Source organism: Achromobacter sp. 2789STDY5608615 (genome assembly GCF_001298995.1).
Taxonomy (GTDB): domain Bacteria; phylum Pseudomonadota; class Gammaproteobacteria; order Burkholderiales; family Burkholderiaceae_B; genus Achromobacter; species Achromobacter insuavis.
Window position 1 is genome coordinate 145,673 of record NZ_CYTY01000011.1, and the last position, 23,091, is coordinate 168,763.

Annotated in this window: 36 protein-coding genes; 32 read left to right on the forward strand and 4 right to left on the reverse strand. The window is 63.3% G+C overall.

Features of this window, described 5'->3' with window-relative positions; all coding sequences use genetic code 11:
• Window positions 1–12: 12 nt before the first annotated feature.
• Window positions 13–375: a hypothetical protein gene (locus tag AOZ49_RS32465; RefSeq protein WP_156355638.1), complete on the reverse strand. Its 363-nt coding sequence runs from the start codon at window positions 373–375 to the stop codon at window positions 13–15.
• Here AOZ49_RS32465 and AOZ49_RS32470 point away from each other — a divergent pair.
• From AOZ49_RS32470 to AOZ49_RS12095, 8 genes are read left to right on the forward strand one after another with little or no spacing between them, the layout of a single operon-like run.
• Window positions 365–547 carry a hypothetical protein gene (locus AOZ49_RS32470; RefSeq protein ID WP_156355639.1) on the forward strand — a complete coding sequence of 61 codons (183 nt, stop codon included), beginning with the start codon at window positions 365–367 and terminating at the stop codon, window positions 545–547. The two genes, AOZ49_RS32465 and AOZ49_RS32470, sit on opposite strands and share 11 nt — an antisense overlap.
• 2 nt (window positions 548–549) lie before the next feature.
• Entirely contained in the window at window positions 550–957 is a 408-nt protein-coding gene (locus AOZ49_RS12065) for a recombination protein NinB (protein WP_054475529.1), read from the forward strand.
• Window positions 957–1,139 (forward strand): hypothetical protein, encoded by a 183-nt coding sequence (locus AOZ49_RS12070; protein ID WP_054475530.1) that lies wholly within the window; start codon window positions 957–959, stop codon window positions 1,137–1,139. Before AOZ49_RS12065 ends, AOZ49_RS12070 begins: the two co-directional genes overlap by 1 nt.
• On the forward strand, window positions 1,139–1,594 hold the full coding sequence (locus tag AOZ49_RS12075; RefSeq protein ID WP_054475532.1) for a DUF1364 family protein: 456 nt from the start codon (window positions 1,139–1,141) through the stop codon (window positions 1,592–1,594). The genes AOZ49_RS12070 and AOZ49_RS12075 overlap by 1 nt, the downstream gene beginning before the upstream one ends.
• Window positions 1,594–2,316, forward strand: a complete 723-nt coding sequence (locus tag AOZ49_RS32960; protein WP_054475533.1) for a hypothetical protein — start codon at window positions 1,594–1,596, stop codon at window positions 2,314–2,316. The genes AOZ49_RS12075 and AOZ49_RS32960 overlap by 1 nt, the downstream gene beginning before the upstream one ends.
• Window positions 2,313–2,684: a hypothetical protein gene (locus AOZ49_RS12085; RefSeq protein WP_054475535.1), complete on the forward strand. Its 372-nt coding sequence runs from the start codon at window positions 2,313–2,315 to the stop codon at window positions 2,682–2,684. The genes AOZ49_RS32960 and AOZ49_RS12085 overlap by 4 nt, the downstream gene beginning before the upstream one ends.
• Window positions 2,681–3,622 (forward strand): AAA family ATPase, encoded by a 942-nt coding sequence (locus AOZ49_RS12090; RefSeq protein WP_054475537.1) that lies wholly within the window; start codon window positions 2,681–2,683, stop codon window positions 3,620–3,622. Before AOZ49_RS12085 ends, AOZ49_RS12090 begins: the two co-directional genes overlap by 4 nt.
• Window positions 3,619–4,269: a RusA family crossover junction endodeoxyribonuclease gene (locus tag AOZ49_RS12095; protein WP_231690316.1), complete on the forward strand. Its 651-nt coding sequence runs from the start codon at window positions 3,619–3,621 to the stop codon at window positions 4,267–4,269. Before AOZ49_RS12090 ends, AOZ49_RS12095 begins: the two co-directional genes overlap by 4 nt.
• Window positions 4,270–4,274: 5 nt before the next feature.
• On the opposite strand, the gene AOZ49_RS12100 is transcribed toward AOZ49_RS12095, so the two are convergent.
• Entirely contained in the window at window positions 4,275–4,514 is a 240-nt protein-coding gene (locus tag AOZ49_RS12100) for a hypothetical protein (protein ID WP_054475539.1), read from the reverse strand.
• A 59-nt stretch (window positions 4,515–4,573) separates the two neighbouring features.
• Here AOZ49_RS12100 and AOZ49_RS12105 point away from each other — a divergent pair, with 59 nt between their 5' ends.
• The 3 genes from AOZ49_RS12105 to AOZ49_RS32480 all read left to right on the forward strand — a co-directional run bounded on the left by AOZ49_RS12105 (window position 4,574) and on the right by AOZ49_RS32480 (window position 5,840).
• Window positions 4,574–4,780: a hypothetical protein gene (locus AOZ49_RS12105; RefSeq protein ID WP_054475541.1), complete on the forward strand. Its 207-nt coding sequence runs from the start codon at window positions 4,574–4,576 to the stop codon at window positions 4,778–4,780.
• 69 nt (window positions 4,781–4,849) lie between these two features.
• Window positions 4,850–5,215: a hypothetical protein gene (locus tag AOZ49_RS12110; protein ID WP_231690317.1), complete on the forward strand. Its 366-nt coding sequence runs from the start codon at window positions 4,850–4,852 to the stop codon at window positions 5,213–5,215.
• 130 nt (window positions 5,216–5,345) lie between these two features.
• Window positions 5,346–5,840 carry a hypothetical protein gene (locus AOZ49_RS32480; protein WP_156355640.1) on the forward strand — a complete coding sequence of 165 codons (495 nt, stop codon included), beginning with the start codon at window positions 5,346–5,348 and terminating at the stop codon, window positions 5,838–5,840.
• Window positions 5,841–5,988: 148 nt separating this feature from the next.
• Here AOZ49_RS32480 and AOZ49_RS32485 read toward each other — a convergent pair whose 3' ends face one another.
• Together AOZ49_RS32485 and AOZ49_RS32490 are read right to left on the reverse strand one after the other, a co-directional pair.
• Window positions 5,989–6,216 (reverse strand): hypothetical protein, encoded by a 228-nt coding sequence (locus AOZ49_RS32485; RefSeq protein ID WP_156355641.1) that lies wholly within the window; start codon window positions 6,214–6,216, stop codon window positions 5,989–5,991.
• 80 nt (window positions 6,217–6,296) lie between these two features.
• Window positions 6,297–6,455, reverse strand: a complete 159-nt coding sequence (locus AOZ49_RS32490) for a hypothetical protein (protein ID WP_156355642.1) — start codon at window positions 6,453–6,455, stop codon at window positions 6,297–6,299.
• A 122-nt stretch (window positions 6,456–6,577) separates the two neighbouring features.
• Here AOZ49_RS32490 and AOZ49_RS12115 point away from each other — a divergent pair, with 122 nt between their 5' ends.
• The 21 genes from AOZ49_RS12115 to AOZ49_RS12210 all read left to right on the forward strand — a co-directional run bounded on the left by AOZ49_RS12115 (window position 6,578) and on the right by AOZ49_RS12210 (window position 23,087).
• Window positions 6,578–7,231 carry a hypothetical protein gene (locus AOZ49_RS12115; protein ID WP_054475542.1) on the forward strand — a complete coding sequence of 218 codons (654 nt, stop codon included), beginning with the start codon at window positions 6,578–6,580 and terminating at the stop codon, window positions 7,229–7,231.
• Window positions 7,231–8,826, forward strand: a complete 1,596-nt coding sequence (locus AOZ49_RS12120) for a TerL protein (protein ID WP_054475544.1) — start codon at window positions 7,231–7,233, stop codon at window positions 8,824–8,826. The genes AOZ49_RS12115 and AOZ49_RS12120 overlap by 1 nt, the downstream gene beginning before the upstream one ends.
• 8 nt (window positions 8,827–8,834) lie before the next feature.
• A complete protein-coding gene (locus AOZ49_RS12125) occupies window positions 8,835–10,286 on the forward strand; it encodes a DUF1073 domain-containing protein (RefSeq protein ID WP_082380413.1) in 1,452 nt (483 codons plus the stop codon).
• Window positions 10,287–10,329: 43 nt separating this feature from the next.
• On the forward strand, window positions 10,330–11,016 hold the full coding sequence (locus tag AOZ49_RS12130; protein WP_231690318.1) for a phage head morphogenesis protein: 687 nt from the start codon (window positions 10,330–10,332) through the stop codon (window positions 11,014–11,016).
• Between the two features lie 2 nt (window positions 11,017–11,018).
• Window positions 11,019–12,320, forward strand: coding sequence for a DUF2213 domain-containing protein (locus tag AOZ49_RS12135; RefSeq protein WP_231690319.1), 1,302 nt, complete (start codon window positions 11,019–11,021; stop codon window positions 12,318–12,320).
• A 12-nt stretch (window positions 12,321–12,332) separates the two neighbouring features.
• Window positions 12,333–12,818: a structural cement protein Gp24 gene (locus AOZ49_RS12140; protein ID WP_054475549.1), complete on the forward strand. Its 486-nt coding sequence runs from the start codon at window positions 12,333–12,335 to the stop codon at window positions 12,816–12,818.
• 59 nt (window positions 12,819–12,877) lie between these two features.
• Window positions 12,878–13,900, forward strand: a complete 1,023-nt coding sequence (locus AOZ49_RS12145; RefSeq protein WP_054475551.1) for a DUF2184 domain-containing protein — start codon at window positions 12,878–12,880, stop codon at window positions 13,898–13,900.
• A 10-nt stretch (window positions 13,901–13,910) separates the two neighbouring features.
• Window positions 13,911–14,309, forward strand: coding sequence for an STY1053 family phage-associated protein (locus AOZ49_RS12150; protein ID WP_054475553.1), 399 nt, complete (start codon window positions 13,911–13,913; stop codon window positions 14,307–14,309).
• Window positions 14,310–14,318: 9 nt separating this feature from the next.
• Entirely contained in the window at window positions 14,319–14,702 is a 384-nt protein-coding gene (locus tag AOZ49_RS12155) for a DUF4054 domain-containing protein (RefSeq protein WP_054475555.1), read from the forward strand.
• Window positions 14,699–15,178 (forward strand): hypothetical protein, encoded by a 480-nt coding sequence (locus AOZ49_RS12160; RefSeq protein ID WP_082380415.1) that lies wholly within the window; start codon window positions 14,699–14,701, stop codon window positions 15,176–15,178. Before AOZ49_RS12155 ends, AOZ49_RS12160 begins: the two co-directional genes overlap by 4 nt.
• An 8-nt stretch (window positions 15,179–15,186) precedes the next feature.
• A complete protein-coding gene (locus tag AOZ49_RS12165) occupies window positions 15,187–15,567 on the forward strand; it encodes a hypothetical protein (protein ID WP_054475557.1) in 381 nt (126 codons plus the stop codon).
• Complete coding sequence (locus tag AOZ49_RS12170) at window positions 15,560–16,147, forward strand: phage neck terminator protein (RefSeq protein WP_054475559.1); 588 nt, start codon at window positions 15,560–15,562, stop codon at window positions 16,145–16,147. The genes AOZ49_RS12165 and AOZ49_RS12170 overlap by 8 nt, the downstream gene beginning before the upstream one ends.
• A gap of 63 nt (window positions 16,148–16,210) precedes the next feature.
• Entirely contained in the window at window positions 16,211–17,692 is a 1,482-nt protein-coding gene (locus tag AOZ49_RS12175; protein ID WP_054475563.1) for a DUF3383 domain-containing protein, read from the forward strand.
• Window positions 17,693–17,707: 15 nt separating this feature from the next.
• On the forward strand, window positions 17,708–18,151 hold the full coding sequence (locus AOZ49_RS12180; protein ID WP_054475565.1) for a phage structural protein: 444 nt from the start codon (window positions 17,708–17,710) through the stop codon (window positions 18,149–18,151).
• The gene (locus tag AOZ49_RS12185) at window positions 18,151–18,549 is read left to right on the forward strand and encodes a phage tail assembly chaperone (RefSeq protein ID WP_082380416.1); all 399 of its coding nucleotides are present in this window, start codon (window positions 18,151–18,153) and stop codon (window positions 18,547–18,549) included. Before AOZ49_RS12180 ends, AOZ49_RS12185 begins: the two co-directional genes overlap by 1 nt.
• Window positions 18,550–18,596: 47 nt before the next feature.
• Entirely contained in the window at window positions 18,597–18,743 is a 147-nt protein-coding gene (locus AOZ49_RS32495; protein WP_156355644.1) for a DUF6889 family protein, read from the forward strand.
• Window position 18,744: 1 nt separating this feature from the next.
• Window positions 18,745–20,550: a hypothetical protein gene (locus tag AOZ49_RS12190; RefSeq protein WP_054475570.1), complete on the forward strand. Its 1,806-nt coding sequence runs from the start codon at window positions 18,745–18,747 to the stop codon at window positions 20,548–20,550.
• Window positions 20,547–21,119 carry a phage baseplate protein gene (locus AOZ49_RS12195; protein ID WP_054475572.1) on the forward strand — a complete coding sequence of 191 codons (573 nt, stop codon included), beginning with the start codon at window positions 20,547–20,549 and terminating at the stop codon, window positions 21,117–21,119. The genes AOZ49_RS12190 and AOZ49_RS12195 overlap by 4 nt, the downstream gene beginning before the upstream one ends.
• The gene (locus AOZ49_RS12200) at window positions 21,116–21,421 is read left to right on the forward strand and encodes a phage baseplate plug family protein (RefSeq protein ID WP_054475575.1); all 306 of its coding nucleotides are present in this window, start codon (window positions 21,116–21,118) and stop codon (window positions 21,419–21,421) included. The genes AOZ49_RS12195 and AOZ49_RS12200 overlap by 4 nt, the downstream gene beginning before the upstream one ends.
• 3 nt (window positions 21,422–21,424) lie before the next feature.
• On the forward strand, window positions 21,425–22,348 hold the full coding sequence (locus AOZ49_RS12205; RefSeq protein WP_054475577.1) for a phage protein: 924 nt from the start codon (window positions 21,425–21,427) through the stop codon (window positions 22,346–22,348).
• Window positions 22,341–23,087, forward strand: coding sequence for a Gp138 family membrane-puncturing spike protein (locus AOZ49_RS12210; RefSeq protein WP_082380417.1), 747 nt, complete (start codon window positions 22,341–22,343; stop codon window positions 23,085–23,087). The genes AOZ49_RS12205 and AOZ49_RS12210 overlap by 8 nt, the downstream gene beginning before the upstream one ends.
• The last annotated feature ends 4 nt before the right edge of the window (window positions 23,088–23,091 follow it).

Consider the following 23,091-nt stretch of genomic DNA (forward strand, 5'->3'; position numbering starts at 1 on the left):
GGCCGTCATTGCTCAATGCACCGTCGCGCCGACGCGGTCATCGGTGGCCCAGGCCATGCGGTCGCGCTCGGCGCGCAGCTCTTCAAAGATGGACATCACCGCGGCTTCGGACGGGTCAACGAACGTCCGGCGGGCGATGTCCTGGGCGGTGATCAGCAGCTTTTCGGTTTCGGTCAGATTTTTCATGCCGCCAGTGTGCCCGGCGGCCAATTCCAGGGCATTCCTTTCCTTTTGAGTAGCCATGATTCCCATTGAACCGGCCGGAATGTCCGGTCCCCACATCATCGAGACGGCCTTGCGCTTGGCAATGGCCAACCAGGCCCAGCGCCAAAAGCTGCTGGATGAGACGGGCTGGGACGCCAGCATGCCGTCCAAGATTTGTTCTGGCGCCACCGGCATCACGCTGGAGAAGCTGGATTCGATGTGCCGGGCCCTGGGCCTGACGATCGTCGAGGTCGGCTACATGGACTATCTGGCGCGCGGCAATGAGATTGGCTCGCGCTGCTGCAAGGCCCGGCTGAGCCTGGGCAACTGCGGGGCGAGGTAGGCATGTGCTACCCGCTGAACCACCGCACGCGCCAGCGCGCGCACCGCGACATCGACGCGGCGCCGGATGGCTACATATTCGGCGCGCCGGCCGAGCCCACCGCCTCCGATGCGACCAAGCGCAAGATGTGGGCCATGCTGGCCGACGTTGCGCGCCAGCGGCAATGGCCCGTCAATGGCGTCATGCAGTGGTTGCCTAAAGAGGCATGGAAGGACATCTTCACCGCCGCGCTGGTCAAGGAGCAGCGCACGGCTAGGGGGCTGTACGGCGGCGACGTGCTGCTGGGCGAACACACCAGCGGCATGAGCCAGCGCAAGATGGGCGACCTCATCGAGCTGATGAACGCCTGGGGCGCCCACAACGATATCATCTGGTCGGAGCCCATCGAGGTTCCCGGGTGGGTGCGCTGATGTGGGACGACACCACCCCGCGCGCGCAGCAGATCGGCGCCTGGCTCGATTCCCCGATGGACCTGGACGAGTTCTATGGCCGGCCCACGTTCGCGCGCTGTGCGGTCGCCCTTTCCGTCTGGCTGTCCTTGTACCCTGTGTGCCATGTCTCGGCGCACGCGCTGCGTGGGGATGGTCTGTGATGCTCAAGCGCTCCGCACCCCTGACCCGCAAGACCCCGCTGCGCGCCACCGGCGCCCGGCTCTCCAGCGGCTCCAGCGCCACCCTGGTGCGGCAGTCCACGCTGCAGCGTGCCGCCATCAAGCGCCGCGCGCCGAAGAAGCGCCCCGGCCACGAACCGAAGTACCTGGCCGCGTGCCGCGGCGAGCGCTGCTACCTGCAATTCGCCGGGTGCTGCAGCTACGAAGGCGACCCCACGGTCGTGCCTGCCCACCAGAACGAGGGCAAGGGCACGGGCCTGAAGGTCCACGACAAATTCACCGTTCCCGGCTGCTACCACTGCCACACGCTTTACGACCAGAGCGGCATTGACCGCGAGGTCAAGCGCGCCACCAGGGACTGGGGCTACACGCGCTGGGAGCCCGTGCGCGCCCAGAAGATGGCCGCCAACAACGACAAGTTCAAGGAGGCCGCGTAATGGCCCGCATCCGCTCGATCAAACCCGAATTCTGGACCAGTGAGCAGGTGATGAACTGCTCGCCGATGGCTCGACTACTGTTCATCGGCCTGTGGAATTTCTGCGACGACGCAGGCAACCATGTGGCCAGCGCGAAGACCATCAAGGCCAACGTGTTCCCTGGTGACGACATCATGTCGTCGAGTATTCAGGGATTGCTCGACGAGCTGTCGTCGAATGGTCTGATCGCCTATTACTCCTTTGAAAACAAAGACTTCCTGCACGTAACGGGCTGGCACCACCAGAAAATCGAGCGCCCGACCTACAAGCACCCCCCGTTTAAGCCAGGTGATTCAGCACCCACTCGTCGAGCGCTCGACGAGTCCTCACCCCCGGAAGGGAGTGGAGTGGATAAGGAAGGGAGTAAAGAAAACCCCTTGCCGGCTGTCGCCGACGTGCCCGCCGGCTTCGTCCGGTTCTGGAATTCCTGGCCCAGGTCTCCGCGGAAAGTTGACAAGGCGGATTGCTGCAAGCGCTGGAAGCGGCACGGCCTGGAGTCGATTGCCGACCAGATCGTGGCGCACGTGGAGGCCATGTGCGAAACCGACCAGTGGAAGCGCGGTTACGAGCCAGCGCCGGCAACGTACCTGAACGGCCGGCGATGGGAGGACGATATGCCGCCGGCGTCCTTGAGCCTGCTGACGGGCAATGGAGCGGACCAGCCGTGGGTGGGGGCAACGTGATCGGACACCAGACCCTCATCGTTGCCCGCATGGCGGGTTACCGGCCGACCGACGTTTGGGTGGCCTGCGTGCCAGCCGGCCAGCGCCACGGAAGCTTCACCCACCCCGAGGCCATGATCGGCCGCATGACGGATGGCCGGTGGGTCGGTCATGCCGAGATCCACATCCACGACGACGAGAACGTGGCCACGCTCGACCTGCGCACGGTGGTGGGCACGGTCGTGCACCTGCTGGCGCCGACGCGGGCCCGGGCGCTGCAGGTGCTGCGCCGCCTGGCCGAATGCTCGCCCGCCAAGGTCATCGCGTCCGGCGACTGGGGGCTGGCCATCTGGCAGCCCGGCGCCACCATCGAGGAATTCCCAGCATGAGCCAGATCATCAGCCCCGCCGACGTCGACTTCGAGGCCTACATGGCCGAAACCGAGCCCCAGGCCAAGGTGCTGGCCGCCGAGGCCTGGCGCGACGAGCTGGCGCGCGCCGTCGAGCACGGCGAGCAGATCACGGGCGCGAAGCTGCCCTGGGCCAAGACGCACGACCTGCTGCGCTTCCGCCCGGGCGAAGTGACGCTCTGGCAGGGCATCAACGGCCACGGCAAAAGCGAGCTGCTGGGCCAGGCCTGCATCGGCTTCGCCTGCCAGGACGAGCGGGTGTGCATCGCCTCGTTCGAAATGAAGCCCCAGTCGACCCTCAAGCGCATGCTGCGCCAGACCGCAATGAACAGCCACCCGAGCGTGCAGGCCGTCGACCGCCTCATCGACTGGTCGCGGGACCGCCTGTGGCTGTACGACCAGCAGGGCACGGTCAAGCCGGCCATGCTCTACGCCGTGGCGCGCTATTGCGCCGACCGCCTGAAGGTCCGCCACCTGGTGATCGACAGCCTGATGAAGTGCGTCCGCGGCGAGGACGACTACAACGGCCAGAAGGACTTCGTGGACATGCTGTGCACGCTGGCGCGCGACCTGGGCATGCACATCCACCTGGTGCACCACGCCAAGAAGGGTGAGAACGAGGACGCCATCCCCGGCAAGTTCTCCGCCAAGGGCTCCGGCGCCATCGTCGACCAGGTCGACCAGATGCTCACAGTGTGGCGCAACAAGCGCAAGGAGCGTATCGCCGAGGCCGAATTGCGGAAGGACGGCGAGGTGGCCGCCGACACGCTCGACCTGCCGGACACGATGCTCATCTGCGACAAGAACCGGCACGGCGAGTGGGAGGGACGCATCAACCTCTGGCGCCACGCCGACAGCCTGCAATTCACCAGCGACAAGCGTCGCCACCCCATCGACATGATCGGAGCCCTCGCATGAACGCTTCACCGAACCTCACCGACCCCTACGACCCGATGGCCGGCACGCTGGCGAAGCGCGCCGAAGTCTTGGCGATTGCCTGCGGCGGATGCGCCATGCCGCGGGAAGGGGGTGGTGTTTCGCCACCCCCGGACAGCTTCGCGCGCGCGCAAGGGCCGGCCGGTGTGCTGCTGACCCTGCCGTACCCGATCAGCGCGAACCGCTACTGGGCCAGCCGCACGGTAACGCCGCGCGGCAAGCCGGCGTTCACCAGCACCTACGTCACGCCCGAGGCGAAGGCCTACAAGGCGCAGGTGCAGAAGCTGGCGCTGGTGGCCGGTGTACGCAAGCCGATCGCCGGCCGGGTGCGAGTCGAGTTCACCCTGTACCCGAACCGCCCGCAGGACTGGCAGAAGCGCATGCGCAAGGAGGGCGCGGCCTGGGATGACACCGTGCAGTGCCTGGACCTGGACAACGCCCAGAAGGTGGTGCTGGACAGCCTGAAGGACGTCGTTTTCCAGGATGACGCCTGGGTGCGCGAGATCAGCGCCCGGCGGGCCGAGCCGGACGAGTTTGGCGCGCGGCTGGTGGCAGTCGTCACGCCGTTGGCCGTCGAGCAACCGCAGACCGACCTCTTTGGCGCCGTGGCGCAGGAGCGCAAAGCATGAGCGGACTAGACGTACTGATCCGGGTCGATCGAGATCACCAACTGCTTGGCGTCTTCCATGGCCTCGGCCTCAGTGGCGCGGACCTGACCGGTGTACACACTGCGGGTGCGCACCGCATCGGGGCGGTGGGCCGTCAGCGCGACGAAACCTTCGTAGCCGTCGACATGATGTTCGACGCCGGGTTCGCGGCTGATCAAGTCTTCATTGTTGGAGCCGCCGGAGAAGATGGAAACGGGGACAGTCATGGTTCACCTGTGAAGAAGTTGAATTCTCCATCTTACCCGCGCGCACGGGGCGTATTTCGATGACCTGGACACACCAAGCCGAGCGCGGCGACCCGGCCAAGCTGCTGGAGCGCCGCCAAGAACCCCCGCCGGCGCGCACCTGCGCCGGCTGCAAGGAAATCCGCCTGATCACCAACCCCTTCGGCGGCCGGCGCGTCCTGCGCTGCGCCCTGGGCGAGGAGATCGGCCAACGTTGTTCGAAGTACGAGGAGCGCACCGCGCCATGACCATTCCCAAACTGCTGCTGGACCGCCTGCCGCTCGACTTCCACGAACGCCTGGAGAATTGGGGGGGAGGTGATGCGCAGCCGCGGCGGCTACGGCGTGTCGCCCACCTACGAGATCTGCCGCATGCTGGCCAAGCAGGCCGGCAAGCTGGCCGAGGTCGAGGAGCCGCAGATGGAGGTGGACGAGGCCGACGGCGCGTTCATCGAGGCGGCCTGGCGCAACGCCGTCTACCGGATGTTGCACCAGCATCGCGAGCTGCTGCGGGCCCACTATGTCCAGCGGGCCTACTGGAAGGCCACGTGCCGCGCCCAAGGCATCAGGTTGCGCGAGTACGACGACATCCTGGTGCGCGCCGTCGGCAATTTCGAGGATTTTGTTGCGCAATACACCAGCCGCGTGCATAATCGGCGTCAAGACAACTTGACTACCGTCTAACGACGTGACCCGATGCCCATGGCGGGCGTCGTGCGTCCGAAAGAAATGAGCCCCGAGCGAAAGCCGGGGCTTTTTCAATTTGTAATCGGGTCGGGCACAATTGCGTTTCTTCAATCGACAGGAGTGACGCATGTCTGAAGTGGATAAAGACCCGTTCGATGAGTCCAGCTGGGGGAATTTGCGATTCACCGACGCAGTGAGGGAATTGATCGGGAAAGCAAAGAATGCGATGGTGGAGTTGGCTGATTGTTTCGCAGTCGAATCGCCAGACTCCCCCCGGCTTGAGTTCAAAGCTGATGGTGAATTGCCTTCAATTGGACAATTCGTCACTCCATTGGGTAGCGCTGAAGTGAGGCTATCCCTTAAGTTTTTTGCGGCACAAGAAGGTGGCGATCCTGATGACTTTGCCTGCAACATCCGGGTCTTTGTCCCGGATGTTGCAGCAAATGGACAAAGATCGCGCGAAGTAGATTGGCACGTCGAGTTGGCCCAATATGGCGCAGCTGTCGTGCATAGCGGCAGTAGTCACCGCCTTCTATCGGGCAACCTCAACACATCGCGCTTAAGGAATAATCGTTACCAAGCTGGGATGGCCTTGTACCGCGCCATCGCAGAGAAAATCTAACGCATTGATCTTGGACATGGACCGCCTCCGGGCGGTTTTTTGTTTCCAGAGAGCAGGGGCCAGAGAGAACCGTCCGCCGGGCCGCATGGGCACCCGCTGGCAGACGTCATGCTCCGGCCTCTGCTCTGTGGGAGAAAACTAACATCGTTCAAATTTTCCCACGCGAGTATCCCGGTCGAACGGGTATGTCCGCGGTCAGCAGGTCGAGCTGCCGATGATCGATCTGGGTGAGATGGTCGTTCCATGCGCCATGACAAGCCCAGCCTTTCTCTTTTGCTGTGGAGACTTTTCGGTCCCAGCGAGCGCGTTCGGCTTCGCATTGCTCGGGTGTGTTCAGATGGCCTGGGTAGGGTACGGTGTGGTTTTTAGTGGCCATAAACGATCCTTTAAAGAACAATAACTTGCGAGAATCTTGTGGGGTGAAAATTTCGTTCACAATCAGGAGAACGACTTATTTCAGGCGTCTTGCCTGAAGAATTCCTCCGATCCCATTTGGTCTTTTTCGTCATCGGAATAGGGGTCGTTCATCGTCTCCCATTCTTCAGCCTCGATCTCGATCTTTTCCTTATCCTCCTCGCAAAGGTCTCCGTCGTCGTAGTCCCCATCCTTACTCATATGATTTTCCTCGTGTCCGGCGCTCAACCGAGCTGGCGCCTAATTATGGATGATCTGGGTATCGAATGAGCTTATACAAGTGCCGAGCTATGTGGGGCAAACCCGATACCGTGAACCATCCTATGACCGAGGCGAAAAAGAAACCCGACTGGGAGCGCATCGAGGCCGACTACCGATCTGGCCTGTTGTCCGTGCGCGAGATCGCGGCGCGACAGGGCATATCGCACGTCGCGATCGCCAAGCGCGCCAAGCGCGATGGCTGGGAGCGCGACCTCTCCGCACAGATCCGCGCGAAGGCGGAAGCGCTGGTTACCAAGCAAGCGGTTACCACGGAGGTTTCCGGTAACCGCAAAGAGCAGGACGCGGTGGTCGTCAAGGAGAGCAGCGAACAGCTGGCCTCCGTGATGCTGACGCAACGGCGCAGCGTGACGCGCGCTCACAACCTCTGCATGGCGCTCTTCACTGAACTGGAAGCGCACACCAATGAGCCAGAGCTTTTCGGCCAGCTGGGCGAGTTCCTACGAGAAGAGGGCGAGGACGGGGCAAGGAAGCGCGCCGCCGTATACGAAAAGGTGCTGACCTTCGGCGCACGCGTCGATGGCATGAAGAAGCTGGGAGAGACGCTGAAGGTGCTGGTCGGCCTGGAGCGTGACATCTACGGCTTGAACAACCCTGAACCGCCGCCGCCCGCCGCGCCTGCCTCGGCGCAGGGCATGACGGTGGTGTCCGATGACCCGAACGCTGCTGCTGCCGCCTATCGTGCGCTGATGAACTGATGCCCCTGCCTTTCCCGTTCGATTTCCGCAACCCCGACTACAACGCGGTGTTCGAATGGCGGATAGAAAGGCTGAAGCGCATTCGCGCGGTGCCGGAGCAGCTGAAGCACCTGAAGGCGTTCTACGCCCAGAACCCGGCCCAGTTCATCATTGACTGGGGAATGACGTTTGACCCTCGCAACGTTGAGCGCGGACTCCCGTCCAGCGTTCCGCTGCTGCTGTTCCCTCGGCAAGAGGAATGGGTCCACTGGTTCATGGAGCGCTGGGAGCGTCAGGAGCCGGGCATTACCGAGAAAAGCCGCGACATGGGTATGTCCTGGCTGACGGTTGCCCTGGCCGACACGGTATGCCTGTTTCGCGATGGCGTAGCAGTCGGCTTCGGCTCGCGCAAGGAAGAGTACGTCGACAAGATCGGCTCGCCCAAGTCGTTGTTCTGGAAGGCGCGCGCATTCCTGAAGCTTCTGCCCGCGGAGTTTCGGGCCGGCTGGGACGAGCGGCTGCACACCGCTCATATGCGGATCCACTTCCCGGGATCGGGCTCAGTGATCACCGGCGAGGCGGGCGACAACATTGGCCGCGGTGATCGCGCCAGCTTTTACATCGTGGACGAATCGGCATTTCTGGAGCGTCCCCAGCTCGTTGAGGCCTCTCTGGCGGCCACCACGAACTGCCGTCAGGACATCAGCACGCCGAACGGGTCAGCAAATCCGTTCGCACAGCGCCGGCACAGCGGCAAGATTCCGGTGTTCACCTTCCATTGGCGGGATGACCCCCGGAAGGACGACGCGTGGTACGAAAAGCAGATCCGCGACCTTGACCCGGTGACGGTGGCACAGGAGATTGACATCAACTATGCCGCCTCGGTCGAAGGGGTGTTGATCCCGTCCGCTTGGGTCCAGGCAGCTGTCGGAGCGCATATCAAGCTTGGAATCACGCCGTCAGGCGCCCGCCGGGCTGGGCTGGACGTGGCCGACGAAGGCCGGGACAAGAACGCCTTCGCCGGGCGCCATGGCATCGTGCTTCAGCACCTGCACCAGTGGTCTGGCAAGGGCAGCGACATTTTCGACACCGTCGTCAAGGCTATGGGCTACTGCGACGAGTACGACTATGAGCTGCTGGACTACGACGCCGACGGTTTAGGCTCTGGGGTGCGCGGCGACTCGCGTGTTATCAACGAGCAGCGCCAAGCTGCGGCGAAGCGCCAGATCATGGTCGAGCCGTTCCGAGGTTCAGGCGAGGTTCACGACCCGGACGGCGAGATGGTGCCCAAGCGTCTCAATCGTGATTTCTTCGCGAACGCAAAGGCGCAGGCTTGGTGGTCGTTGCGCATGCGCTTCCAGGCCACGTACCGGGCTGTCGTCGAGGGAATGGAGTTCAACGCCGATGAGCTGGTGTCGATCGACCCTGATCTGCCTGATCGAGCGGCGCTGGTGATGGAGCTGTCTCAGCCCACCTATGGCAAGACGCCGTCCGGGAAGATCCTGGTCAACAAGCAACCTGACAATTCAAAGTCTCCGAACTTGGCTGACGCGGTCATGATCGCGTACCAGCCTGCCTCCCGCGCGCTCGATATCTGGGCGCGCCTCGCTGCATAAGGAAAACCATGGGCCGTCGCTCATTCGGAAAGGTCGCTGCGCGTAAAGACGCTCCGGCCGTAGTCACCGCGCCGGCCCGCGATTCCTTCGCCAACATCGAAGCGCGCGTCGGAATCCAGACGAACAACCAGGCGTCCCAAGGGCGCTACACGTTCGACCTAGTCAGCCGCAACCGCATTCAGATGGAGGCGGCCTATCGCTCGTCCTGGATCTGCGGTATGGCCGTGGATGCCGTCGCAGAAGACATGACGCGTGCAGGCATCGAGCTGGCCAGTGATATCGACCCCGACGACGTCGAGCGCATCCAGTCGACCATCGAGCAGTACCAGGTCTGGGACGCGCTGTGCGACACAGTGAAGTGGTCGCGGCTGTATGGCGGCGCCATAGCAGTGCTGCTGATCGATGGCCAGGATGTGACCACCCCGCTCAAGCTGGACACCATCACCAAGGACCAGTTCAAGGGCCTGCTGCCCCTTGACCGCTGGCTGGTGCAGCCGTCGCTTACCCATCTGGTCCGTGAATACGGCCCTGACCTGGGCAAGCCGGAGTATTACGACGTGCTGATCGCCGCGCCCGCCTTGGGTGGCAAGCGCGTGCACTACAGCCGCGTGATCCGCTTGGAAGGTCTGAAGCTGCCGTACTGGCAGCGCGTCGCCGAGAACCTGTGGGGCCAGTCGGTGCTGGAACGGTTGTGGGATCGCCTTCTGGCGTTCGACAGCACCACCGAGGGCGCAGCGCAGTTGGTCTACAAGGCCCACCTGCGCACGTACAAGGTCAAGAAGCTGCGCGAAATCCTGTCCATGGGTGGCCCGGCCGAGGCTGGGCTGATGAAGCAAATCGACTTTATCCGCCGCTTTCAGTCCAACGAGGGGATGACCCTCATGGACGCTGAGGACGAATTCGAGGCGCATCAGTATTCGTTCGCCGGACTGGACGATGTGCTGTTGCAGTTCGGACAGCAGATTTCCGGTGCGCTGCAAATCCCGCTGGTCCGACTTTTTGGGCAGTCCCCTGCGGGCCTGAACGCCTCGGGTGATTCAGACCTGCGCACCTATTACGACAACGTGGCAAACGGCCAGGACAAGCAGCTGCGCGCGGGCATGAGCGTGCTGCTGGACGTGATCCACCGGTCATCGCTTGGCCGGCCGCCAGACGACAAATTTGGTTTCGAGTTCCGTTCGTGCTGGCAACTGACTGACCCCGAGAAGGCGACGATCGCCAAGGACGTCGAAGGCGCCGTCAGTGACGCCTACGACAAGGGCATCATCGGCCGCAAGACGGCGCTGTCTGAGCTGCGCAAGTCGGGGCACAAGACAGGCGTCTTCACCACGATCACCGAGGAAGAAATTGATGCCGCAGACGACGAGCCGCCAGACCCTGGCGAGGTCGACATATCTGGGCTCGGTATCGGCCAGAACCAGGGACAAGCACCAGGGACGCAAGCAGCCGCGCCGGCGTGACCCGGTCAATGCCCGGCGCGCGGAGGTCCAGTTTTCGGCGCAGTTGAAGAAGGTCGCCCGCAACATCGGGGCGATTATCGACGGCTTCCCTGCTGGTGACCCCGCCGCCGTGCCGCCCATCACCTCGATTCTGGAGTCCTACTCCCGGGCCTTGGACGAATGGGCGCGCGGCGCGTCGCTGCGCATGCTGACCGAGGTAAACCGGCGCGACCGTGACGCCTTTCTGGAACGCAGCAAGGACATATCGCAGGCGTTGCGCGATGAGATCCGCGGCGCTGACACCGGCCGCGTCATGCAGTCCCTGCTGGCCGAACAGGTCGAGTTGATCAAGTCCCTGCCGCTGGAGGCCGCCGAGCGCGTCCACAAGCTGACGATCGAAGGGTTGCAGGACAGCACGCGCGCAGCCGAGATCGCTGAGGAAATCGGCCGGTCTGGCGAGGTTGCCGAAAGCCGCGCCATGCTGATCGCCAGAACCGAAGTGGCCAGGACTGCGGCAAAGCTCACCGAGGCGCGCGCGCTTTCGATCGGCAGCACGCATTACATCTGGCGGACGGTCGGTGACACCGACGTCCGGTCTGGCCACCGGCATATGAACGGCAAGGTTTGCGCTTGGAACGACCCGCCGATGGTCAACGAAGGCACGGACAAGCATCCGGTCTGGATGCGGCACCATCCGGGCGAAATCTGGAATTGCCGCTGCTACGCGGAGCCGATCTTGGCAAAGGAATGAGCATGCACACCACTGACCGAATGGCCAGCGGCTTCTACACGGTCGAGCGCCTAGGCGCGCGGCAGTCCGTCACGAACGACGGCTTCCTGCTGTGCGAGGGCGTGCCGATCGCGCGCATTGGCGAACTGCTGTACGCCGAGGGCGAAGTGCCGGTCGAGGCTGGCCGCGACGGGATCATCCGCATTGAGCGCACGCCTGAAGAGGTTTTTCGTCCCGAGACCCTGGCCAGCTTTGAAGGCAAGCCGGTGACGATGGACCACCCGGCCGAGTTCGTGACGCCCGACACGTGGCGCCAGCTCGCGGTCGGGATCACCCAGAACGTCCGTCGCGGTGAAGGCCTGGACGCGGATTACGTCCTTGCGGACATGCTGATCACCGATCGGATGGCCATCGACGCAGTGCGGTTCGATCCCAAGGAGCCGGGAAAGAAGCCGCTGCGCGAGGTCTCGTGTGGCTACGACGCGGACTACGAACAGGTTGAACCCGGGCGCGGGGTACAGCGCAACATCATTGGCAACCATGTGGCGCTGGTAGAGCGTGGCCGTTGCGGCCCGCGTTGCGCAATCGGAGATAAGGAAAGCGATATGAGCAAGAAAAAGAGTACCTGGGACCGCATCCGAGCGGCCTTCAAGTCCAAGGACGAAGCCGCGCTCGAAGAGGCGCTGGAAGACGCTGAAACGGCGGACGCCGACGGCGACGGCGACGATGACGACGACAAGGGCAAGGACGACGACAAGTCGGCCAAGACCGGCGACGGCGCCACCCTCGATGCCATCCTGGGCGCAGTCCAGAAGCTGACCAAGCGCGTCGGCGACATGGAAGCCAAGATGGATGAGAAGGACGACGACAAAGAAACCAAGGACACGGTGTTGGAAGCCGAAGAAGCTGAGCACAACACCGAAGCCAAGGGCGAAACCTACACCGGCGACATGGCCACGGTTCGCTCTGGTGCCGAAATCCTGGCGCCCGGCATCAAGCTGCCGACCTTCGACAGCAAGAAGGCCAAGACGGCCGATGCGGTGTGCGCCTGCCAGCGCAAGGCCCTGGAAACGGCCTATGCGACCGACGCGGGGCGCGCGGCTATCGACCCCTTCCTCGCCGGCCGCGCGCCGGAGTTCAGCACGATGGATGCCTCGTCAGTGTCGACGATCTTCAACGGCGCGGCTGCACTGCGCCGGCACCAAAACAACACCTCCGGCGTGCGCAGCGGCATCAGCACGCGGGATTTCGGCCGGCCCTCCACGGTCAGCAGCATCAACGAGCAGAACCGCAAGTTCTGGGACGCCCGGACGGGCAACAAATAAGGAACCACCATCATGGTCGCATATGTCTATCGCATGCCGTCCGGCATCCCGGGCGATGTCAGCCGCAAGGAAAACTCGGTCGTTGAGACCCAGATCCTGAACGCTTCCCTTCCGTTTTCGGCCTATGGCCTGGTCGGCAAGATGGCCGCAGGCAAGTTCGTGCCCTTCGCCGGCGGCGAGGCGGCCACCGACGCTTATGGCGTCCTGGTCCGCCCGTTCCCGACCAATTCGGGCACCGACGGCCTGGGGGTGGCAACTCCGCCCACGTCCGGCCCTGGTGACGTCCTGCGTCGCGGCTATATCACCGTGAAGCTGAACGGCGGCGCCACCGTGGTGAACGGTGGTCAGGTGTACGTCCGCGTGGCCGCTGCCGCCGCAGGCAAGCCCCTGGGCGGCTTCGAAGGCGCTGCCGACAGCACCAACACCGTTGCGATCAACGCCATCTTCATGTCGGCCGCTGACGCGGACGGCAACGTCGAGATCTCCTTCCGCAACTGATCCCCATCACGGGAACGGGCCACCTTCGGGTGGCCTTTTTTCGCCCCTACGGAGCAAACATGAACCTGAGCAAAACCGAACTGGCGGCCGTGATGGATGCGACTCGCCGTCTGACGCGCGCGCGCACCACGGACAACATGATCACCTTCGATCGCCAGACGATCGACTCGGCCGGCGCCTTCCTGATCGGCGAATTGGAACGCCTGGACCAGACGCTGCACGCGCCGCTGGCGTCCGTGACCTGGTCGCGCGACATCGACCTGCGCGAGGACGTCTCGATCGCCGACGAAACCTCGTCGTTCACCAACTCCAGCTTCGCCGCCGCCGGCGGTCCTTCGCCCACCGGCAAAAGCTGGATCGGCAAGGACGCGAACTCCATCCAAGGCCTGGCCCTGGACATCGGCAAGACGGCCAGCCCGCTGACCCTGTGGGGCATGGAACTGGGCTGGACCATCCCCGAGCTGGAATCGGCGCAGAAGCTCGGCCGCCCCGTCGACCAGCAGAAGTACGCTGGCATGCAGCTCAAGCACAACATGGACATCGATGAGCAGGTCTACATCGGTGATTCCACGCTGGGCTTGTACGGCCTGGTGAACAGCCCGAAGGTCACGAACTCGACCAATGCGCAGACGGGCAACTGGGCAACGGCGACGCCCCAGCAAATGCTGGACGACGTGAACGAGCTGATCAACAGCACGTGGGCCGCGTCCGGCTACGCGATCTGCCCCAGCAAGCTGCTGCTGCCTCCGATCCAGTATTCCAAGCTGGTCGGTACGCTGGTGTCCTCGGCGGGCAACATCTCCGTGCTGGAGTTCCTGCGCCAGAACAGCTTGGCTAACAGCGTCAACGGCCGTCCACTCGATATTCAGCCGCTGAAGTGGCTGTATCAGCGCGGCGCCGCCAACGCCAACCGCATGATGGTCTACACGCAGGACCAACAGCGCGTCCGCTTCCCGCTGGTTCCGCTGCAACGCACGCCGCTGGAATACCGCAGCATCTACCAGTTGACGACCTACTTCGGCCGCCTGGGCGCCGTGGAATTCGTCTACCCGGAAACGCTGGGCTACCGCGACGGCATCTAAGGAGAACGGCATGCCGAAGATCTACGTCAACCGCGAATTCACCGTTCAGATCGGCGGTGAAAAGCGCCATTTCACGGTCGGCAACCACACCGTGGATGCGGAAACCGCGAAGCACTGGTATGTGCAGGCTCACATCGGCGACGAACCGACGGTGGACCCGGACACCAGCGCCGCGGCTGAAGCGCTGCTGGCGGACCTGGCTGATAAGGAAAAGGCGCTGATGTCGCGCTCCGGCGCGCTTGATGCGCGTGAAGCCGTCATCGCCGACCGCGAGCAGGCCATCCAGGTGCGCGAAGCCGAGCTGGCGACGCGCGAACAGGCGCTTGCCGACCGCGAGCAGGCCGCGCAGAATGCCCCGTCCACTCCCAAGGATGACGGCAAAGCCTCTGGGAAGAGCACCGCCAAGTAAGGACCGACCATGGACGTAGCAAAGTTCCGCCAGGACTTTCCTGAATTCGCTGACACGACCGTCTATACGGATGGTCAGGTGTCGTTCTTCGGCACCCTGGCGGAATCCTTGCTGCCCGAATGTCGGTGGGGCAACCTGTGGCCATATGGCGTGGCCTTGTTCACCGCTCACCAGCTCGCTCTGGCCGCGCGCAGTCAGAAGACCGCCACGGCCGGCGGCGCGCCGGGGGCTGTGACGGGTCCGGTGACGGCCAAGTCGGTCGACAAGGTCAGCGCCAGCTATGACGCCGGCGCGGTGACCCTTGATGACGGTGGATTCTGGAACGCCACGACCTACGGCACGCAGCTGCTTTTCTATGCCCGCATGATCGGTGCCGGTGGTGTCCAGCTATGAGCATGACCGTCACGACCGACAAGTTGGCGCAAGTGCTGGCCGCCATGGCGCAGCTGGTGAAAAAGGACGTGCTGGTGGGCATTCCCGACAGCGCGCCCGAGCGCGAGGGAGATACGCCGCTGTCCAACGCCCAGATTGGATACATCCTGGACAACGGCAGTCCCAAGGCGAACATCCCGGCGCGCCCGTTTTTGGTCCCGGGGGTCGAGAACGTGCAGCCGGAGATCGTTGAGGACTTCCGGGGCGGCGCCAAGGCAGCGTTGGACGGCAATGCGGCGGGCGTGGAACGCGCGCTGGTGCGCGCCGGCCTGCGGGCGCAGAGCTCGGTCAGGGCCAAGATTCAGGACGGCCCCTTTGACCCCCTGGCTCCGCGCACGCTGGCCGACCGCAAGAAGCGGGGCCGAACTGGTGAAAAGCCGTTGCTCGATACGGGGCAGCTCCGCAACTCGGTCACTTATGTGGTCCGCAAGAAATAGGTTCATCCATGCCGTTCCTTGACGTAACCGATGTCCTGCTTGACCCGGACTTCTTCGATTCGCTCGTCTGTACGCGAAATGCTCAGACCGTAGGGGATGACGGCTTGGCGGTGAACGTGGGCACGGACACGCCATTCATCGGCGTGGTGACAAGCGATTCCGGCGATTTGCTGGTGCGCATGGCGACCGGCTCGCGCGTGAAGGGCTCGATCTTGGTAGTCACGAAGTTCCGATTGCTGGAGAGTGCACCAGGGATCGATGCAGACGTCGTGACCTGGGACGGCTCGCGGTACACGGTGACGAACGTCAACAACTACTCGCGGTACGGCGACGGCTTTGTCGAAGCCTACTGCAATCTGATTCCGCTTCAGGGGGCTGGCAATGGCTAATTCCTCGGCGACCGGCGGCTACCTCGCGCCGGCCGTGGTGTCCCCTCCGCTTCAGGATCTTGACCTGGATCTGGTGTTCCAAGCTTACGTAAAGGGCATCACCGGCCTGCCGGGCGCTTTGGTCAGGCCGCGCTGGCAGCCGACGGTGCCGCAGACCCCGGAGGTCAATGTGGACTGGTGCGCCGTGGGGGTGACGCCGCGCACGCGCTCGCAGGACTATCCCGCCATCCAGCACAACCCGTCCGGCGATGGCCGCGACAGGCTGACGCGGCACCAGGATCTGGAAGTCCTGGCGACGTTCTACGGGCCCAACGCCATGCGCTATGCGGACCTGCTGCGCGACGGTGCGTACATGCCCCAGAACGGCGAGCAGATCAGCGTGCAAGGCATTTCGTTCGTCGAGGCGGGGGATGCCATCGCAGCGCCAGAGCTGGTCAACCAGCGTTGGCTGAAGCGTTATGACCTGCCTATGCGCTTCCGCCGTGTGATCCGCCGCGATTACGCGGTGCTGAACTTGCTGGGTGCCGATGCCGCTATCCAATCGGATACGGGACCGGGCGCGGATGTCGTAGTCCCGTAGTTCCCGAACTGAACCACTTCAAGCCCGCCGCCGAGCGGGCTCTTTCTTTTCCTGGAGTCATCCATGAGCCAAGGGCTTTCCATCAGCCGTATCGTCAAGGTCGACATCGTCATGTCACCGCTCGCCGCCGGCACCCGCGATTTTGGCGCGCTTCTGCTTGTTGGCTCGTCGCCGGTGATCGACGTCAATGAACGGATCCGCGAATACTCCGACATCGACGACGTGGCCAACGATTTCGGCACCACGGCGCCGGAGTACCTCGCTGCGGTGCTGTTCTTTTCGCAGTCTCCCCAGCCAAACCCGCTTTTTATCGGTCGCTGGGCACAGACGGCCACGGCCGGCCTGCTGCGCGGCGCGGTGCGCTCGCCCGGCGACCAGGATATGTCGAACTTCACGGATATCACCACGGGGTCCATGAAGATCACCATCGACGGCACCGAAAGGACCGTCACCGCTCTGGACCTGTCCGCCGAGACGAACCTGAACGGCGTCGCGTCCAAGGTGACAGCGAAGCTGACGGGCGCCACGATGGTCTGGGATGGCGTGAATGGCCGTTTCGTGGTAACGAGCTCCACCACGGGCGCGACTTCGATGGTGGGCTATGCAACCGCGAACACCACCGGCGAGGACGTTTCCGGGCTTCTGGGCCTGACGCAGGCTCTGTCGGCGGTGCCGGTGCCTGGCATCGCGGCCGAAACCTACCTCGAGGCGGTCCAGAAGCTCGCCGACATGTCGAATGACTGGTATGGGCTGCAGGCCGCCGCGACGGGGATTACGGACGACGCCCACCTGAGCGTCGCGGCATATATCGAGGCGGCGTCGCCCACGCGCATTCACGGCGTGACGACCCAATCCACCGCGGTGCTGGACCCGACCGTCGCCACCGACATCGCCAGCCGACTGAAGGCGGCCAAGTACAAGCGCTCGTTCTGCCAATACTCGTCGTCCAGCCCCTACGCGTCGGCGTCGATCTATGGCCGCGCGTTCACGGTCAACTTCCTGGGCAATCGCACGACGATCACCCTGAAGTTCAAGCAGGAGCCGGGCGTGACGGCGGAAACGCTGACCACGACCCAGGTGAACGCGCTGGAGGGCAAGAACTGCAACGTGTTCGTGAACTACGACAACGACACCGCCATCATCGAGCAAGGCGTGATGGCGAACGGGTACTTCTTCGACGAAGTGCACGGCACGGACTGGTTCCAGAACTACCTGCAAACAGCCCTGTACAACCGCCTGTACACCAGCACGACGAAGATCCCGCAAACCGATGCGGGCGTCAACGACCTGCTGACCGCTGCCGCGGCGGCTGCCGATCAGACGGTCGCGAATGGGTTGGTGGCGCCCGGTGTGTGGAATGCGGATGGCTTCGGGAATCTGAGCCGCGGCGACACGTTGTCGAGCGGCTACTACCTGTATGCGCCGCCCGTGGCCACGCAGTCCCAGGCCGATCGCGAGGCGCGCAAGGCACCCGTCATCCAGGGCGCATTCAAGCTGGCCGGCGCGATCCACAGCGTCGACGTCATCGCCAATTTCAACCGGTAATCGGAGCTCGCCAATATGGCTACCTATTCGTTCATCGACGTACAGGCCACGCTGGCCGGCCCGACCGGTGTGGTCAATATGGGGTACGGCGCCGCCACGGCGGAAGAAGGCATCACGATCGCGGCAGCAGCCGACAAGAACACCATGACCATCGGAGCGGATGGTGAAGGCATGCACAGCCTGCATGCCGACAAGTCCGGCCAGATCACGGTGCGGCTGCTGAAAACCAGCCCCATCAACCAGGCGCTGATGATCCAGTACGACGCGCAGACGCTATCCAGCGTCCTGCACGGGAAGAACGTGATCACGGTGCGCAACTCGGTGTCGGGCGACATCGCGATCGCGCGCGGCGTCGCGTTCAAGCGCGCGCCGGATCTGACCTACGCCAAGGACGGCGGCATTGTCGAGTGGCAGTTCGACGCTATCAAGATTGACCGCAACCTGGGGACCTACAACTGATGGAAATCTCTCTGAAAGGCCAGAATTACCGGTCCGGCCGGCTGAGCGCCATGCAGCAGTTCCACGTCGCCCGCCGGGTGGCGCCGGCCCTGACGGGGCTGGTGTCCGCCCTGGGCGGATCGGCTCCCTCGACAGAGGATTTCGCGAAGTCGCTGGCCCCGCTGGCCGACGCCGTGGCGCAGATGGCGGACGCGGACGCGGAATATGTGCTGGGCACGTGCCTGGGGGTGGTCAGCCGCCAAACGGAGCCGAACACCTGGGCGCCCGTGTGGCGTGCCGGCCAGTTGACGTTCGATGACATCGACCTGGGCATGATGCTGCAACTGGCCGCGAAGGTGATCCAGGACAACCTGGGAAATATTTTCGGCGCACTCCCCGCGAGTCTTCCCGCCAAGTAGCGGGTTCGGGAGTGCGCTGGGAATCGCTTCCAGGGGGTGAGGATTGGTTGCTGCGCCCCGTGATTAAGGGCATGTGCCAATTCGAAAGCCTGAAATCAGGCGATATCGATCTTGCCGACATCGCGCTGATGAACGATGCGCTGGACGTGATGGAAGAAAACCGGGCCCACGCGCGGCAAATGGAAGAGACCTGATATGGCAGCCAGTGCAGATGTGATCAAAGAGTTTCTGGTTGGCCTCGGCTTCAAGATCGACGAGAAGGGTCAGAAGCGATTTGTCGACACCATTGGCGCGGCCACAGTGCAGGCGGTGGCGCTGGGCGCCGCCATCACTGCTGCGGCGACCGCCGTCGTCGCTGGCGTTGCCAAGATCTCGGACAGCCTGGAGCAGCTGTATTTCGCCTCTCAGCGCAGCAAGGCGTCCGTCGAGACCATCCAGGCTCTGGACTTCGCCGCGCGCCAGTTTGGCGCTGGCGCGCGCGACGCAGTGGAATCGCTGGGCCGCTTCATGCGGTCGTCGCCTGGCGCTGCCTCGTTCCTGCACGGCCTGGGCGTGCAGACGCAGACGGCCAATGGCAAGTTACGGGATACCGGCGAGATCCTGACGGACCTCGGCGCCCGGCTCAAGCAGATGCCCTATTACCGGGCCAAGGCGTATGCCGATTTCCTCGGCATCGACGAACGGACCCTGATGGCGTTGCAGCAGGAGTTGGGCGAGTTCAGCAGCCAGTATCGGGACATGCTCCGCGCGGCCGATCTGGATTCAGACAAGGCGGCGAAGGCGGCGCACGGCTTTATGGTCGAGCTGCGCACGCTCGGGGCAGCGGCCGACATCTTGTTCAAGAAAGCCGGTTCGGAACTCGCTGGCGGCTTGTCAGACGAGATTCGGCGCTTCCGCCAGTGGATCGTGTCCAATTTCGACGACATCAGCGGCGGGATCGTCAAAGTGGTGCAGGTGCTGGTCAAGGTGGGTGAAATCCTGCTGGGAATTGCACGGCGTATCTGGGATGCCGGCCGCGCGGTCGTGGAGTGGTTCCAGAGCGCAGACCAAGCGTCGAAGGACTTGCTCAAGACTATTGGGCTGATCGCTGTGGCTTGGCGCGCGCTGAGCCTGGCATTCTCGATGTCGCCTGTGGGTCGAGTCATTGCGTTGGCCAGCGCGCTGGCGCTGCTGTTTGACGATTATCAGGTCTGGAAGAACGGCGGCAAGTCTCTAATCGACTGGGGCAATTGGACCAAGGAAATCGACCAGGCGGTCGCGGCAGTCGACAAACTGGCGGATGCCCTGAACAAGCTGGCGAAGTTCCTGGGCTTCGATGACACGAAGAAGTACATCGACAGCTCAATCCAAGAGGCCAAGGACATCGGAGGCATCGTCGAACGGTTCCTGTCTGGTGATGGCCCCGGCGCAATGCAGATTATCCGAGACCGCCGCGCGCGGAATGCTGGATCTGGCGAAGCGCGCGGTATCCGGAACAACAACCCCGGCAACCTGAACTTCGTCGGGCAGCGCGGCGCCACGCGCGAGGGCGGTGAGGGACGGTTCGCCAAGTGGAAGACCGCCCGCGAAGGTTTGCAAGCCCTCGCCAACCAGCTGAGATTGGACGGGTCGAGGGGTCTGGACAATCTCCGGAGTTTGATCAGTAAATATGCTCCGCCCGGAGAGAACAATACCGAGGGCTATATCCAATTTCTGTCTGGTTTCATGGGTATAGATCCCAATGAGCGCTTTGATGTACAGACCGACCCGGCGGCCCTGTCGATGCTGATGCGGGGGATCATCCAGCACGAGAACGGATACAACCCGTACAGCCGTGATCAGATCGACGAGGCTATCGGCTCTTCCGGGCTTGTCGGCGGTGCAGGCGCGCAGGTGAGCCAGAAGACGGATATCCACATCCATGGGGTATCCGATCCGCAGGCAGCCGGCCAGGCCGTAGCGCGGGAGCAGGGTTCGGTAAATGAGCGCCTAGTGCGCAACCTAAGAGGGGCGGTGCAGTGATAGGCGACATCCTTTCCGACATCTTCTTGCGCACGAATCGGGCATTGGGTGAGGTCATTCCGCAGGTCTCCCTAGAGGAAGTCCACCGCGACGAGGTCGCCATTACCGACCACCCGGTCGAGCAAGGCGCGGCGATCTCGGACCACTCATTCAAGATGCCCGCGGAATTGGTCATCCGGTATGGGTGGTCCAGATCACGCGACATCTTCGACATCATCCGGGACGGTGGCCTGGTGAGCGTTGACGGGGTCTACCGCCGGCTGCTGGAAATGCAGGAACAGCGGCAGCCATTCGACGTGATCACCAAGCGCCGCGCGTACAAGAACATGCTGATCCGGTCGCTGCAGGTCACTACGGACCAGCAGACCAACGACATCTTGTTGGTCCAGGCGCAGCTGCGGCAAGTCATCATCGTGCAGGTGACGACGGTGAGGGTGCCACCAAAAGTCGCGCAGGCCTACCCCGTTGATACGGCCCCTCCCGTGAATGCTGGCGTCAAGCAGCCCAAGGAGGTGAACGAGAGCATTTTGTACAAGGCCGGGTCGATCGGCGCTGCGATTGGACTATGACTGCTTACGAGATTCCCCTATCCGCAGATTCCCAGCGGTTCACGATCACGCTCGCGGGCATCATCTACAACCTGGCGCTGATGTGGCGCAGTGGCACGGGATGGGTGCTGGACGTCGCTGACGCGAATTCGGTACCGCTCGTGTCCGGCATCCCGCTAGTGACCGGCGCCGACCTTCTCGGGCAGTTTCGCCACCTGGGGATTGGCGGCCGGCTGGTCGTGCTGGTGGACGGTGACATCGTTGCAGTACCCGACTATTCCGACCTCGGAACAGAGGGAAAATTGTATTTCATAACGGAGTAGCGCATGGCAGACCAGTGGCTGCGCCAGGCATCCCTCATCCTGGCAGACGACGCCGGCAATGGCTTGGACATTTCGGAACTCCGTCTGCGCTTCGCGGTTATCCGTGGGGACATCCGCACGCCACACCGCGCGAGCATTCGAGTGAACAATCTTTCCAGCCAGACCGCATTCAGGGTCAGGGACGAATTCACGCGCGTTCAGTTGCAGGCCGGCTACCCCGGCGCGATGAGCACCATATTTTCAGGTGACATAGTGCAAAAGCGCTTGGGCCGAGAGGATACGCTGAACACCTATTTGGACCTAGCCGCAGTGGACGGGGACAAAGCCTACAACTTCGGCGTCATCAACACGACGCTCGCGGCAGGTTGGAAGATCCAACATATGTACGACGCGATTCTGAAGGCACTGAGGCCTTACGGAATTAGCGCTGGGTTCGCTCCAGAGTTCCCAAGCACGGAAGCGCCGCGGGGAAAAGCGATGTTTGGCATGATCCGCGACCACTTACAGGTGCTGGCTCAGGCTTTGAACAGCAGCTGGTATGTGCAGGACGGCAAGCTGAACATCGTGCCTCTGTACGGCTACATCGACGGTGAGGCTACTGTTCTGACGTCCAAGACTGGCATGGTTGGCATGCCTCAGAAGAATCTGAACGGTGGAATCAGTGTGCGGTGCTTGCTGAATCCCGCGATCGCGCCGGGACGCCTTATTCAGTTGGATAACGCGTCCATTCAGGATGCAGTGATATCCGTGGACTACACGGCGGTCAATTTCGTCCCGCAGACAGACGCCGACGGGTTCTACCGCGTGCTGTCGGTGAACCATACAGGCGACACCAGGGGGCAGGAATGGTATTCAGAAATCGTCTGCCTCGCGCGTGACGATCCGGGACCGCCGAATGCGGCATTATTGGGGTTTGTGAATGGATAGCAGAGAGCGATATAGCGACCCCGAAGAAGCCTTGCGCGCGGCCTTCCGGGGCACGCGCGCAGGGATTTGGACATCTCTGCCGGGCATCGTGCAGGGCTTCGATGCGGCGCAAGGGACAGTCTCTGTACAGCCGGCAATCCAGGGCGTGCAGCAAGCTCCTGACGGCGGCGTGGCAGCGGTGGAGTACCCGCTGTTGGTCGATGTTCCGGTCTATTTCCCGCGCGGCGGCGGCTGCACGCTGACCTTCCCCATCGCTGCCGGCGACGAGTGCATCGTGGTGTTCTCGGCGCGCGCGATCGATGCCTGGTGGCAATCCGGCCAGGCGCAGGCGCCGACAGAGCCGCGCATGCACGACATGGCTGACGGATTCGCCCTGGTGGGTCCGTTCTCCCAGGCCAAGATGATCAGCAACGTCAGCACCGCGGCGACGCAGTTGCGCAGCAATGACGGATCAACCTTTTTCGAATTGAACCCGGGGACGCAGAAGATCAGCATCGTGGCGCCCGGTGGTCTTGACGTTACGGCGCCGCTGGCGACGTTCTCGGGAGCCGTGACTATCAACGGCTTGTTGACCTGGACAGCCGGCATGATTGGATCGATCGCCAGCGGGGTTGCGACCACCATCAGCGGGGCGATCAACTTCATCGGCACGCTGACGTCGAACGGCAAGGTGATCGACGACCGCCATACCCACAACGGCGTGCAGACGGGCAGCGGCAATTCGGGCTCGGTGAACTAGGAGC

Excerpts from the sequence above, each read along its gene's own strand:
- AOZ49_RS32470 (WP_156355639.1), top strand. The coding sequence starts at position 365 with ATGCCGTCCAAGATTTGTTCTGGCGCCACCGGCATCACGCTGGAGAAG.
- AOZ49_RS12065 (WP_054475529.1), top strand. The coding sequence starts at position 550 with ATGTGCTACCCGCTGAACCACCGCACGCGCCAGCGCGCGCACCGCGAC.
- AOZ49_RS12070 (WP_054475530.1), top strand. The coding sequence starts at position 957 with ATGTGGGACGACACCACCCCGCGCGCGCAGCAGATCGGCGCCTGGCTC.
- AOZ49_RS12075 (WP_054475532.1), top strand. The coding sequence starts at position 1,139 with ATGCTCAAGCGCTCCGCACCCCTGACCCGCAAGACCCCGCTGCGCGCC.
- AOZ49_RS32960 (WP_054475533.1), top strand. The coding sequence starts at position 1,594 with ATGGCCCGCATCCGCTCGATCAAACCCGAATTCTGGACCAGTGAGCAG.
- AOZ49_RS12090 (WP_054475537.1), top strand. The coding sequence starts at position 2,681 with ATGAGCCAGATCATCAGCCCCGCCGACGTCGACTTCGAGGCCTACATG.
- AOZ49_RS12095 (WP_231690316.1), top strand. The coding sequence starts at position 3,619 with ATGAACGCTTCACCGAACCTCACCGACCCCTACGACCCGATGGCCGGC.
- AOZ49_RS12100 (WP_054475539.1), bottom strand. The coding sequence starts at position 4,514 with ATGACTGTCCCCGTTTCCATCTTCTCCGGCGGCTCCAACAATGAAGAC.
- AOZ49_RS12105 (WP_054475541.1), top strand. The coding sequence starts at position 4,574 with ATGACCTGGACACACCAAGCCGAGCGCGGCGACCCGGCCAAGCTGCTG.
- AOZ49_RS32480 (WP_156355640.1), top strand. The coding sequence starts at position 5,346 with ATGTCTGAAGTGGATAAAGACCCGTTCGATGAGTCCAGCTGGGGGAAT.
- AOZ49_RS32485 (WP_156355641.1), bottom strand. The coding sequence starts at position 6,216 with ATGGCCACTAAAAACCACACCGTACCCTACCCAGGCCATCTGAACACA.
- AOZ49_RS32490 (WP_156355642.1), bottom strand. The coding sequence starts at position 6,455 with ATGAGTAAGGATGGGGACTACGACGACGGAGACCTTTGCGAGGAGGAT.
- AOZ49_RS12115 (WP_054475542.1), top strand. The coding sequence starts at position 6,578 with ATGACCGAGGCGAAAAAGAAACCCGACTGGGAGCGCATCGAGGCCGAC.
- AOZ49_RS12120 (WP_054475544.1), top strand. The coding sequence starts at position 7,231 with ATGCCCCTGCCTTTCCCGTTCGATTTCCGCAACCCCGACTACAACGCG.
- AOZ49_RS12125 (WP_082380413.1), top strand. The coding sequence starts at position 8,835 with ATGGGCCGTCGCTCATTCGGAAAGGTCGCTGCGCGTAAAGACGCTCCG.
- AOZ49_RS12135 (WP_231690319.1), top strand. The coding sequence starts at position 11,019 with ATGCACACCACTGACCGAATGGCCAGCGGCTTCTACACGGTCGAGCGC.
- AOZ49_RS12140 (WP_054475549.1), top strand. The coding sequence starts at position 12,333 with ATGGTCGCATATGTCTATCGCATGCCGTCCGGCATCCCGGGCGATGTC.
- AOZ49_RS12145 (WP_054475551.1), top strand. The coding sequence starts at position 12,878 with ATGAACCTGAGCAAAACCGAACTGGCGGCCGTGATGGATGCGACTCGC.
- AOZ49_RS12150 (WP_054475553.1), top strand. The coding sequence starts at position 13,911 with ATGCCGAAGATCTACGTCAACCGCGAATTCACCGTTCAGATCGGCGGT.
- AOZ49_RS12155 (WP_054475555.1), top strand. The coding sequence starts at position 14,319 with ATGGACGTAGCAAAGTTCCGCCAGGACTTTCCTGAATTCGCTGACACG.
- AOZ49_RS12160 (WP_082380415.1), top strand. The coding sequence starts at position 14,699 with ATGAGCATGACCGTCACGACCGACAAGTTGGCGCAAGTGCTGGCCGCC.
- AOZ49_RS12165 (WP_054475557.1), top strand. The coding sequence starts at position 15,187 with ATGCCGTTCCTTGACGTAACCGATGTCCTGCTTGACCCGGACTTCTTC.
- AOZ49_RS12170 (WP_054475559.1), top strand. The coding sequence starts at position 15,560 with ATGGCTAATTCCTCGGCGACCGGCGGCTACCTCGCGCCGGCCGTGGTG.
- AOZ49_RS12175 (WP_054475563.1), top strand. The coding sequence starts at position 16,211 with ATGAGCCAAGGGCTTTCCATCAGCCGTATCGTCAAGGTCGACATCGTC.
- AOZ49_RS12180 (WP_054475565.1), top strand. The coding sequence starts at position 17,708 with ATGGCTACCTATTCGTTCATCGACGTACAGGCCACGCTGGCCGGCCCG.
- AOZ49_RS12185 (WP_082380416.1), top strand. The coding sequence starts at position 18,151 with ATGGAAATCTCTCTGAAAGGCCAGAATTACCGGTCCGGCCGGCTGAGC.
- AOZ49_RS12190 (WP_054475570.1), top strand. The coding sequence starts at position 18,745 with ATGGCAGCCAGTGCAGATGTGATCAAAGAGTTTCTGGTTGGCCTCGGC.
- AOZ49_RS12200 (WP_054475575.1), top strand. The coding sequence starts at position 21,116 with ATGACTGCTTACGAGATTCCCCTATCCGCAGATTCCCAGCGGTTCACG.
- AOZ49_RS12205 (WP_054475577.1), top strand. The coding sequence starts at position 21,425 with ATGGCAGACCAGTGGCTGCGCCAGGCATCCCTCATCCTGGCAGACGAC.
- AOZ49_RS12210 (WP_082380417.1), top strand. The coding sequence starts at position 22,341 with ATGGATAGCAGAGAGCGATATAGCGACCCCGAAGAAGCCTTGCGCGCG.